This is a genomic window from Streptomyces sp. NPDC058464 (assembly GCF_042721035.1).
Taxonomy (GTDB): domain Bacteria; phylum Actinomycetota; class Actinomycetes; order Streptomycetales; family Streptomycetaceae; genus Streptomyces.
Window position 1 is genome coordinate 1 of record NZ_JBHXMA010000084.1, and the last position, 9,746, is coordinate 9,746.

Here is a 9,746-nt window from a genome sequence, read left to right on the forward strand (position 1 = left end):
CCCCCAAGGCGGCGGCTTCGCCACCTTGGGGGCGCGGGGGTGTTAGTTACTGCTGTCCTCGCTGTCGATGCCCAGGCCTGGCAGGAGACCTGGCAGGAGCGGGGGCAGGGTGACGTCCGGGGCGCTGGATGCGCTCTTCGACGGGGTCGGGGTGCTCGAGCCGGTCTTCGGGGGGTCGAGCAGGCCGCCGGTGGTGCCGCCGATCAGGCCGTTGTCGGCGCTGCCGGAGGCCGAGCCGCTGGGGCTGCCCGTGCCGGAGTCGTGGCCCGAGGCGGAGCTGCCTGAGGTGGACGGGGCCGTCGACCGGTGGCTGCCGGAGGAGCCGGTGGACGCCGTGCCGGAGCCCTGCTTGCCGGTGCCGCCGGTGTTCTGGGGCGGCTGGGGGAGCAGGGACTGCAGCGGGGCGACCTCCTGGTCTATGGCGTCGAAGACCGACGACACCTGCTGACTGACGTCGCCGAGCTGGACCGGGAGCTTCTCGCGCAGGGCGCCCCAGGCCTCGCGGTGGGACTGGGCGAAGGCGGACAGGGCCTGGATGGGTCCCAGGGAGTCCGGGTCGCGCTCGTACGCCTCGTGGAGCAGGCGGTGGCCCTCGGTGACGTCTTGCTGCATGCCGGACAGGGTGCGGCGGATCTCACCGATCGACTCGTGGTCGAGGTGGCCGCCGCGGCCCCGCTCCATCAGCCGGCGGGCCTCCATCAGCCGGGTCGAGGCCTGGTCGAGGTAGGTCTGGCCGCGCTGGTCGTCGCCGTCGGCCAGATAGTTGAGCTTGAAGTCCTCGATGCCGCGTTTGAGGCCGTACAGCGAGTCGCCGGGCAGGGCGTCGGAGCTCGCGGCGGCGACCCCGCCGAAGGCTCCGGCGGCCACGCCGACGCTCAGGCCGCCCGCGGCGAGCCCCTTGGTGAGCCGGGAACGCGGCCGCAACTTGCCCAGGGGGCTCGCCCGATGCGCGCCCTTGGAACGGGACGCACGCTGCTCGGGTACCGAAGCGTCCGCCGCCCTGCCCAGGGTGCCCTCGGCGAGCATGGCCTCCATCGCGGCCACCAGCTGCGCCCGCTGGACGACCTTGACCTCCGGGTCGAGCTCCGGCCTGGGCAGCGCGGCGAGCTCCGTCGCCAGGGCCAACAACTCGCCCTGCTCGGTCCGTTCGCCACGGTCCGGGGTGGCCGGTGGATCGCCCGCCGGTCCCCCGGACCGCTCGGCGGCCGGGTCCCGGTCGGGCTGCTCCTCCAGAGCCTGGGCGAAGGCGCTCGCCCGCCGGTGGGCCGATACGTTCGCGATCACTGGCGGCACCTCCTCTCGTCATGACAGTCGACTCCCCAGGGGGTCCTGAGGGTTGCACGCCCTCGACCGGTCCACACGATCGGGTGACCGGGGTCTGGTCGGACGTGACCACAGGGAGCCTGTATCCCGCACAACGAGCGGCTCGGCACTTGGGTTACGGACGGCCGGTGATCGGCTGAGAAAGGCAACACGCTTTCACGGAACGTAAGTTGGACGTCGCCCAGGGTGGCCGGTTCAGCGGGCGTCGTCCGGCAGGAGCCGGGCGAGAGTGCGCACGGCCCGGTACTGGAGGGTCTTGATGGCGCCCTCGTTCTTGCCCATCACCCGGGCGGTCTCGGCGACCGAGAGGCCCTGGAGAAAGCGGAGCGTCACGCACTCCTGCTGCTGGGGGTTGAGGCGTCGTACGGCGTCGAGCAGGGCCGCGTTGGAGAGGGACTCCAGGACGGAGTCCTCCGGGGAGCGCTCGACCTCGTTGGCGTCGAGCATCTCGCCGGTGGTGACCTCCAGACGGAAGCGGCTCGACTTGAAGTGGTCGGCGACCAGGTTGCGGGCGATGGTGACCAGCCAGGCGCCGAAGTCGCGGCCCTGCCAGGTGAAGGTGCCGATCCTTCTGAGGGCGCGCAGGAACGTCTCACTGGTGAGGTCCTCGGCGGTCGCCCTGCCGCCGACGCGGTAGTAGATGTAGCGGTACACGGTGTCGCTGTACTGGTCGTAGAGGCGGCCGAAGGCGTCGGCCTCGCCGGCCTGGGCGCGCTCCACGAGGTCCATCATCCGGGCGCTGTCGCTGTCCGCGGCCGGGCGGCGGGTGGTGGTGGCGCCGGTGCCGGCGGCGCGGCCGCGTCTGCCCGTGCCGCGTCCGTCGCCGGACCGGCGGCCCTCGACGACGGCGCTGCGCGCAGGCACCTGTTCCATGCCGTCGGCCAGTGCGTAGCACGGGCCGACGGGTGCGGCGTTGGCGAAGGCGGGGACGGCGTACGCGGTCGGGACAAGGCCGCGCAGCGTCTCTTTGACCGTCGCGACTGTTGCGCGCAGCGTAGCCAGGCCCGAGGCGTCAACCCCGACGTGTGGGTACACGGGACTCCCAGAGGCAGAGCTTTCATCACGTGCAGTACCGAACCTTTCACCCGTCGTAGCGACGGAGGGGTACCGGTTTGCGTCTGAGGAGAATAACGCTTCGTGCAGGCACTGCTACACCGAGTTGCTCAAATCATCGATTGCGTCGCTTCTATAACCGTTTGGCGGTGGCTCAAGGGCCTGAGAGTGATCGGTTGTTGAACGGAAACGTGCGGGTTTCGGCGATGTGCGGGGCGTGTTGGGGTGACCGCGCGATAATTCCGGGCGCGTTGGGGTTGGGGTTGGGGCGGGGGTGGGGACGCCCACCCGTGCCGCCCTGCGGCACGCCTGCCCGCAGCTATGTAGGGCATGGTTGAGCAGCGCCCCGTCAGGGGCGCGGGGAACTGCGCGATCAGCCGCATCGCACCCGCAGCCGGGAACCGGCCCGCGGCGCTACGGCGATGTCCTGCTCGGCCGACGCCGAACTGAACTATCGACGCCGTCGGCTCAACGCGATCGCGGCCGCAGTGCCACCGGCGACCGCGCCCACCCCGGCCGCCGCCGGGATCCCGACCTTCGCCGCCTTCCGCCCCGTGCGGTAGTCGCGCAGCCGCCAGTCCAGTTCGCGGGCGTGCTTGCGCAGCTTCGTGTCGGGGTTGATGGCGTAGGGGTGGCCGACCAGGGAGAGCATCGGGATGTCGTTGTGGGAGTCGCTGTAGGCCGCGCAGCGGGAGAGGTCCAGGCCCTCGGCGGCGGCCAGGGCGCGTACCGCCTCCGCCTTCGCCGGGCCGTGCAGGGGCTCGCCGACCAGCTTGCCCGTGTAGACGCCGTCCACCGACTCGGCGACCGTGCCCAGCGCGCCGGTCAGGCCCAGCCGGCGGGCGATCACGCCGGCGATCTCCACCGGGGCCGCTGTGACGAGCCACACCTTCTGGCCCGCGTCCAGGTGGGCCTGGGCGAGGGCGCGGGTGCCGGGCCAGATGCGCTCGGCCATGTACTCGTCGTAGATCTCCTCGCCGATGGTCTGGAGCTCCGCGACCCGGTGGCCCTTCACGATGGAGAGGGCGGAGTCCCGCGCCTCCTGCATGTGCTCGGGGTCCTCGACGCCGGCCAGCCGGAACCACGCCTGCTGCCAGGCGAACCTGGCGAGGTCGCGGGTCTCGAAGAACTTCCGTTTGTACAGGCCACGGCCGAAGTGGAAGATGGCGGCGCCCTGCATGACGGTGTTGTCCAGGTCGAAGAACGCGGCGGCCCTGTCGTCGCCGAGCACGGGAAAGTCCGGCTCCGCGGCCTCGTCGAGGGGTGCCGTCGCTTCCTGGTTCTTGCGCGCGGCCTCCGCCGAGGCCTCGCCTGCCAACACGCTCCGCGCCGTGGCGGAGCGCCTACGGGGAGTGAGCCATCCGAGAGCGGCCATGTCGTGAGCATAGCCAGTTTGTTCGGAGGTTCCGGAGTCACGGGAGTTGGATGGGTGTGAACTCTCCGCGACCAGGTCGTTAAACAAAGCGAAGAACCCGTGCAGAAGGCGGCGGACATGCCCTCCCAGGGGCGGGACAATGGACGTCATGAGTCCCCTCTTTGGCCGGAAGGCGCCCGCGCCGAGTGCGCGATCGGTCACCCTCATCCGTAAACCCGGCTGCCATCTGTGTGATGACGCACAGGTCGTGGTCGAGAAGGTGTGCGGCGACCTCGGAGTGCCCTGGGAGCAGCAGGACATCACCCAGGATGCGCAACTGCACGATCTCTACTGGGAACAGATCCCCGTGGTACTCGTCGACGGCGAACAGCACACCTTCTGGCGCGTGAACGAGGAACGGCTCCGCAAGGCACTGACCGACTAGTCCAAACCGGCTGCAAAGTCGCTTAGGATCGACGGCGGCTTGGTCTCGGGGGCGGGATTCGTAAGGAGAGTGTACGGTTTTGCCCCCATCGGAGAGGGAGCGCGGGCGCTTGTGCGCCGGTTCCGGACGGCGGCGCCGGGGGTGCGTGACCCCGGTCACGTTGGCCGGGCAAATCGGACACCATCTTTGTGCACGCGTTCACAAAGACATAGCCTGCTGTCGACGGGGCGGTCTGGGTACGTGTGACCGTCCGCAGCCCCGCTCAACCCGTTGGAGCACCGTGGCAACTGGCCGAACTCACCGACCGGCGACCCGCAGCCGAGGTATCCCCGAGGCCACCGTCGCCCGGCTTCCGCTGTACCTCCGCGCTCTGACCGCGCTGTCGGAGCGCTCGGTCCCCACGGTCTCCTCGGAGGAGCTGGCCGCGGCCGCGGGGGTCAACTCCGCGAAGCTGCGCAAGGACTTCTCCTACCTGGGTTCGTACGGAACGCGCGGTGTCGGCTACGACGTCGAGTATCTCGTCTACCAGATCTCCCGTGAGCTGGGCCTGACCCAGGACTGGCCGGTCGTGATCGTCGGTATCGGAAATCTCGGGGCCGCCCTCGCCAACTACGGCGGGTTCGCGTCGCGCGGTTTCCGGGTCGCGGCGCTCATCGACGCCGATCCGGCGATGACCGGGCGGCAGGTCGCCGGGATCGCCGTGCAGCACAGCGACGAGCTGGAGAAGATCATCTCCGACAACGGCGTCTCCATCGGCGTGATCACCACCCCGCCCGGCGTCGCCCAGCAGGTCTGCGACCGGCTGGTGGCCGCCGGGGTCACCTCCATCCTGAACTTCGCGCCGACCGTGCTGTCCGTCCCGGACGGCGTCGACGTGCGCAAGGTCGACCTCTCCATCGAGCTGCAGATCCTCGCCTTCCACGAGCAGCGCAAGGCCGGCGAGGAGCACGAGGGGACGGCTCCGCCCGTCGCCGCGCACCAGGACTCCAGCGAGCAGGGGCCCGACGGGGACGTACCCGCCGTGATGCCGGCATGAGTCTCCTCGTCGTCGGGCTGAGCCACCGCAGCGCCCCGGTCAGCGTCCTGGAGCGGGCCGCGCTGAGCGCGGACGCCCAGGTCAAGCTGGCCCAGGACACGGTCGCCGCCGAACCGGCCACCGAGGCCGCCGTGCTCGCGACCTGCAACCGCATCGAGCTCTACGCCGACGTGGACAAGTTCCACGCCGGGGTCGCCGAGCTGTCCACGCTGCTCGCCCAGCACAGCGGGGTCGGGCTGGACGAGCTCACCCCCTATCTCTACGTGCACTACGAGGACCGGGCCGTCCACCACCTGTTCTCGGTGGCCTGCGGGCTCGACTCGATGGTCGTCGGCGAGGGGCAGATCCTCGCGCAGCTCAAGGACTCCCTGGCCCGCGCGCAGGAGCTGCACAGCGCCGGGCGGCTGATGAACGACCTGTTCCAGCAGGGACTGCGGGTCGGCAAGCGCGCCCACTCCGAGACCGGGATCGACCGGGCCGGGCAGTCCCTGGTCACGTTCGGACTGGAGCAGCTCGCCGCCGGCGGCGATGTGCAGGAATGGGCCAGGGGCAGGAAGGCGCTGGTCATCGGCGCCGGATCGATGTCCTCGCTGGCCGCCGCGACGCTCGCGCGGGCGGGGGTCGCGGAGATCGTCGTCGCGAACCGCACGTTCGACCGTGCGGAGCGGCTCGCCCAGATCCTCATCGACAACGACGAGACGGACGTGGCGGCCCGCGCGGTACCGATGGATGCGGTGCCGGGCGAGCTGACACGTGCCGACGTCGTGGTGTCGTGCACGGGGGCGACGGGGCTGGTCCTCAGTGCCGACGCGGTCGCGGCCGCGGTCGAGGGGCGCATCGGCGAACCCGTCGCCGAGATCGAGGACGACCGTCCCGCGCAGCTCGTGCCGAGGTCGGCCGTCGGTCTCGGCACCGACGAGAACTGCCCGCTCGACCTCACCGCCGCGCAGAGCGGGTTCTCCGTGATGGGGGAGGCCGCCGTCGCCGGGATGGCCGCCGCCGAACTGGAACAGCACGCCGCCTGGGTGGACAACGGGACCGTCGACATCCGGGAGGCCGGCCGTCGTAACCCCGAGGCCGAGGCCGAGGCGGAGGCCGAGCTGATCGGGGCGCTGGCCGCGGCCGCCGCCCGGGTCGGCCGGATCCCGGAGCGGCGCAGGCCGGAGCCGGTCGCCGGGTTCGTCCGGCCCGCTCCCGCGCTCTTCCTCCTCGACCTCGCCATGCCCCGCGACATCGACGCGGCCGTGCACCGGCTGGTCGGGGTGCGCCTTGTGGACATCGAGTCGCTGGCCGAGGCGTCCGCGGACGCCCCGATGGCGGCCGACGTGGACGAGGTCCGGCGGATCGTTTCGGACGAGGTGGCGGCCTTCGGCGCGGCCCAGCGGGCGGCGCACATCACGCCCACCGTCGTGGCCCTGCGGACGATGGCCGCCGACGTCGTCGCGGGCGAGATCGCGCGGCTCGACGGGCGGCTGCCCGACCTGGACGACCGGCAGCGCGGAGAGATCCGGCAGGCCGTGCACCGGGTCGTCGACAAGCTGCTGCACGCGCCGACCGTACGGGTCAAGCAGCTCGCGGCCGAGCCCGGCGGCGCCGGGTACGCGGACGCGCTGCGGACCCTGTTCGACCTCGACCCCGAGACGGTTGCCGCCGTCTCCCGGGCCGTGGACAGCACAGACAAGAAGGACCGACCGGCATGAGTGACAATCCACTGAGGCTGGGGACCAGGCGATCCAGACTCGCCCTGGCCCAGTCCGGGCAGGTGGCGGAAGCCGTGAGCCGGGTGACCGGGCGGCCCGTCGAGCTGGTGGAGATCACCACCTACGGCGACACCTCCCGCGAGCACCTCGCACAGATCGGCGGCACGGGTGTCTTCGTGACCGCCCTGCGGGACGCGCTGCTGCGCGGCGAGGTCGACTTCGCGGTTCACTCGCTGAAGGACCTCCCGACCACCCAGCCCGCCGACCTGGTCCTGGCCGCCGTACCGGTGCGCGAGGACCCGCGCGACGTGATCGTCGCCCGGGACGCGCTGAAGTTCACCGACCTGCCCCGCGGGGCGCGCATCGGCACGGGTTCACCGCGCCGGACGGCGCAGCTGAACGCGTACGCGCGCAGCCACGGGCTGGACATCGAGACGGTGCCGATACGCGGAAACGTCGACACCCGCATCGGATACGTCCGCGACGGAGAGCTGGACGCCGTCATACTGGCGGCCGCCGGACTGAACCGGATCGGCCGCATCGACGAGGTGACCGACTTCCTGTCGGTCGACACGGTTCTGCCCGCCCCCGGCCAGGGGGCACTGGCGATCGAGTGCGCCGCGCACCACGCGGAGCTCGTCGCCCTGCTCGGGGAACTCGACGACCCGTTCACGCGGGTCGCCGTGACCGCCGAGCGATCACTGCTCGCCGCCCTGGAGGCCGGCTGCTCCGCCCCTGTGGGCGCGCTGGCCGACCTGCTGGCCGACGGGCAGATTGTCAAGGAAATGCGCCTGCGGGCAGTCGTCGGCACGACCGACGGCACCCGGATGGTGCAGATGTCCACCACCGGTCCCGTGCCCGAGACATACGACCAGGCGATGACGCTCGGTCGCGAACTCGCCGCCGAGATGCTTGCCCAGGGCGCGGCCGGTCTGATGGGGGAGCGAGCACAGTGAGCCCCACCAACCTTCCCGCCGGCCTGGAACACGGGCACGTCACCTTCCTGGGTGCCGGACCCGGAGATCCGGGACTGCTGACCTTGCGTGCCGTGGAGGCACTGTCCAGCGCGGACGTCCTGGTCGCCGAGCACGACGTGCTCGACGTGATCAGAGCCCACGCCAGGCAGGGCGTCTCCGTCGTGACCACGAGTACGGATCCGTCGTCGGACCCGTATCCGGGCACAGGCACGCCTCAACTGACGGTTGTTGACGGTGCGTCAACAACCGCTTCCCTCCCGCCCGTGCGGGATGCGGCTCATCTTGTCATGGAGGCCGCGCGGGGTGGCAGGCGGGTCGTCCGTGCGGTGTCCGGGGACCCGGGACTTGATACGTACGCGACCGAGGAAATGCTCGCCTGCGCCGCCGCGGGTGTGCCGTTCGAGGTCGTGCCGGGTGTCGCGGCCGCGGTCGGGGTGCCGGCGTACGCCGGTGTGCCGCTGCGGGACGCGCAGGGCGCGGACGTCCGCTTCGTGGACGCCCGTACCGCCTCGGACCGGTGCTGGACCGAGGTCGGCGCCTCGGACGGGACGGTCGTCGTGTCGACGTCGCTCGACTCGGTGGCCGCGGCCGCCGGCGAGCTGGTCGCCGCCGGCCGCAAGCCGGACACCCCGCTGACCGTCACCGTCGCCGGTACGACGACCCGGCAGCGGACCTGGACCGCCACCCTCGGCACCATCGCGCAGACGCTGAAGCAGGCGAAGGTGCTGCCCTCGCCGGACGGCGGCCGGCCGGTGATAGCCGTGGTCGGTGAGCGGTCCGCCGCCGCCCAGCGCGACCAGTTGTCGTGGTTCGAGTCCAAGCCGCTGTTCGGCTGGAAGGTGCTCGTGCCGCGGACGAAGGAGCAGGCGGCGTCGCTCTCCGACCAGCTGCGGTCCTACGGGGCCGTGCCGCACGAGGTGCCGACGATCGCCGTCGAGCCGCCGCGCACGCCCCAGCAGATGGAGCGGGCCGTGAAGGGGCTCGTCACCGGGCGGTACGAGTGGATCGCCTTCACGTCGGTCAACGCGGTGAAGGCGGTCCGCGAGAAGTTCGAGGAGTACGGGCTCGACGCCCGGGCCTTCGCGGGGATCAAGGTCGCGGCGGTCGGGGAGCAGACCGCCAAGGCGCTGGTCGCCTTCGGCGTGAAGCCGGATCTCGTGCCGAGCGGTGAGCAGAGCGCCGCGGGTCTCCTGGAGGACTGGCCGCCGTACGACCCCGTCTTCGACCCGATCGACCGGGTGTTCCTGCCGCGCGCCGACATCGCCACGGAGACGCTGGTCGCCGGGCTGATCGAGCTCGGGTGGGAGGTGGACGACGTGACCGCCTACCGGACGGTGCGGGCGTCGCCGCCGCCGGCCGAGACCCGGGAGGCGATCAAGGGCGGCGGGTTCGACGCGGTGCTCTTCACGTCGTCGTCGACCGTGCGGAACCTGGTGGGTATCGCTGGGAAGCCGCACAACGTGACGGTGATCGCCTGTATCGGGCCCGCGACGGCCAAGACGGCCGAGGAGCACGGGCTGCGGGTGGACGTGATGGCTCCGGAGCCGTCCGCGGGGAAGCTGGCGGAGGCGCTCGCCGAGTTCGGCTTGCGGAGGCGCGCGAGCGCGCTGGAGGCCGGGGATCCGGTGACTCGGCCGAGTGAGCGGCGGCCGGGGGCGCGGCGGAGGCGTACCACTACCTGAGGTGCGTGAGGTGAGAGAGGGGTGGGGGGGGGGGGGGCGCGCCCCGGCCTGCCGCCCGCGGGCCGGCGGGTGGGGGTGCCGGGGGGGTGCGCGCCGGGGGCCGGGGGGGGGGGGGGGGCGCCCCGCCGCGAGGAGTTCGGTGCCCCGGGCGTCGTACAGGACCGACCACGCCCCGG

The 9,746-nt window shown here is 71.9% G+C and carries 8 protein-coding genes; 5 read left to right on the forward strand and 3 right to left on the reverse strand.

Annotated elements, in window-relative coordinates; translation table 11 throughout:
* Window positions 1-42: 42 nt before the first annotated feature.
* The 3 genes from ACFWPQ_RS50310 to ACFWPQ_RS50320 form a co-directional block, all read right to left on the reverse strand.
* On the reverse strand, window positions 43-1,284 hold the full coding sequence (locus ACFWPQ_RS50310; RefSeq protein WP_384051624.1) for a DUF5667 domain-containing protein: 1,242 nt from the start codon (window positions 1,282-1,284) through the stop codon (window positions 43-45).
* Window positions 1,285-1,518: 234 nt separating this feature from the next.
* Entirely contained in the window at window positions 1,519-2,358 is an 840-nt protein-coding gene (locus tag ACFWPQ_RS50315) for an ECF subfamily RNA polymerase sigma factor, BldN family (protein WP_384051626.1), read from the reverse strand.
* 469 nt (window positions 2,359-2,827) lie between these two features.
* Window positions 2,828-3,751: an HAD-IB family hydrolase gene (locus ACFWPQ_RS50320; RefSeq protein WP_361306027.1), complete on the reverse strand. Its 924-nt coding sequence runs from the start codon at window positions 3,749-3,751 to the stop codon at window positions 2,828-2,830.
* 148 nt (window positions 3,752-3,899) lie between these two features.
* Between ACFWPQ_RS50320 and ACFWPQ_RS50325 the strand changes: the two genes are divergently transcribed.
* From ACFWPQ_RS50325 to ACFWPQ_RS50345, 5 genes are all read left to right on the forward strand, one after another.
* Window positions 3,900-4,175: a glutaredoxin family protein gene (locus ACFWPQ_RS50325; protein WP_361306029.1), complete on the forward strand. Its 276-nt coding sequence runs from the start codon at window positions 3,900-3,902 to the stop codon at window positions 4,173-4,175.
* 280 nt (window positions 4,176-4,455) lie between these two features.
* On the forward strand, window positions 4,456-5,211 hold the full coding sequence (locus tag ACFWPQ_RS50330; RefSeq protein WP_384051629.1) for a redox-sensing transcriptional repressor Rex: 756 nt from the start codon (window positions 4,456-4,458) through the stop codon (window positions 5,209-5,211).
* Window positions 5,208-6,911 (forward strand): glutamyl-tRNA reductase, encoded by a 1,704-nt coding sequence (locus ACFWPQ_RS50335; RefSeq protein ID WP_384051632.1) that lies wholly within the window; start codon window positions 5,208-5,210, stop codon window positions 6,909-6,911. Before ACFWPQ_RS50330 ends, ACFWPQ_RS50335 begins: the two co-directional genes overlap by 4 nt.
* The gene (gene hemC / locus ACFWPQ_RS50340) at window positions 6,908-7,867 is read left to right on the forward strand and encodes a hydroxymethylbilane synthase (protein WP_384051635.1); all 960 of its coding nucleotides are present in this window, start codon (window positions 6,908-6,910) and stop codon (window positions 7,865-7,867) included. The genes ACFWPQ_RS50335 and hemC overlap by 4 nt, the downstream gene beginning before the upstream one ends.
* Window positions 7,864-9,570: a uroporphyrinogen-III synthase gene (locus ACFWPQ_RS50345; RefSeq protein ID WP_384051637.1), complete on the forward strand. Its 1,707-nt coding sequence runs from the start codon at window positions 7,864-7,866 to the stop codon at window positions 9,568-9,570. The genes hemC and ACFWPQ_RS50345 overlap by 4 nt, the downstream gene beginning before the upstream one ends.
* Window positions 9,571-9,746 lie beyond the last annotated feature (176 nt).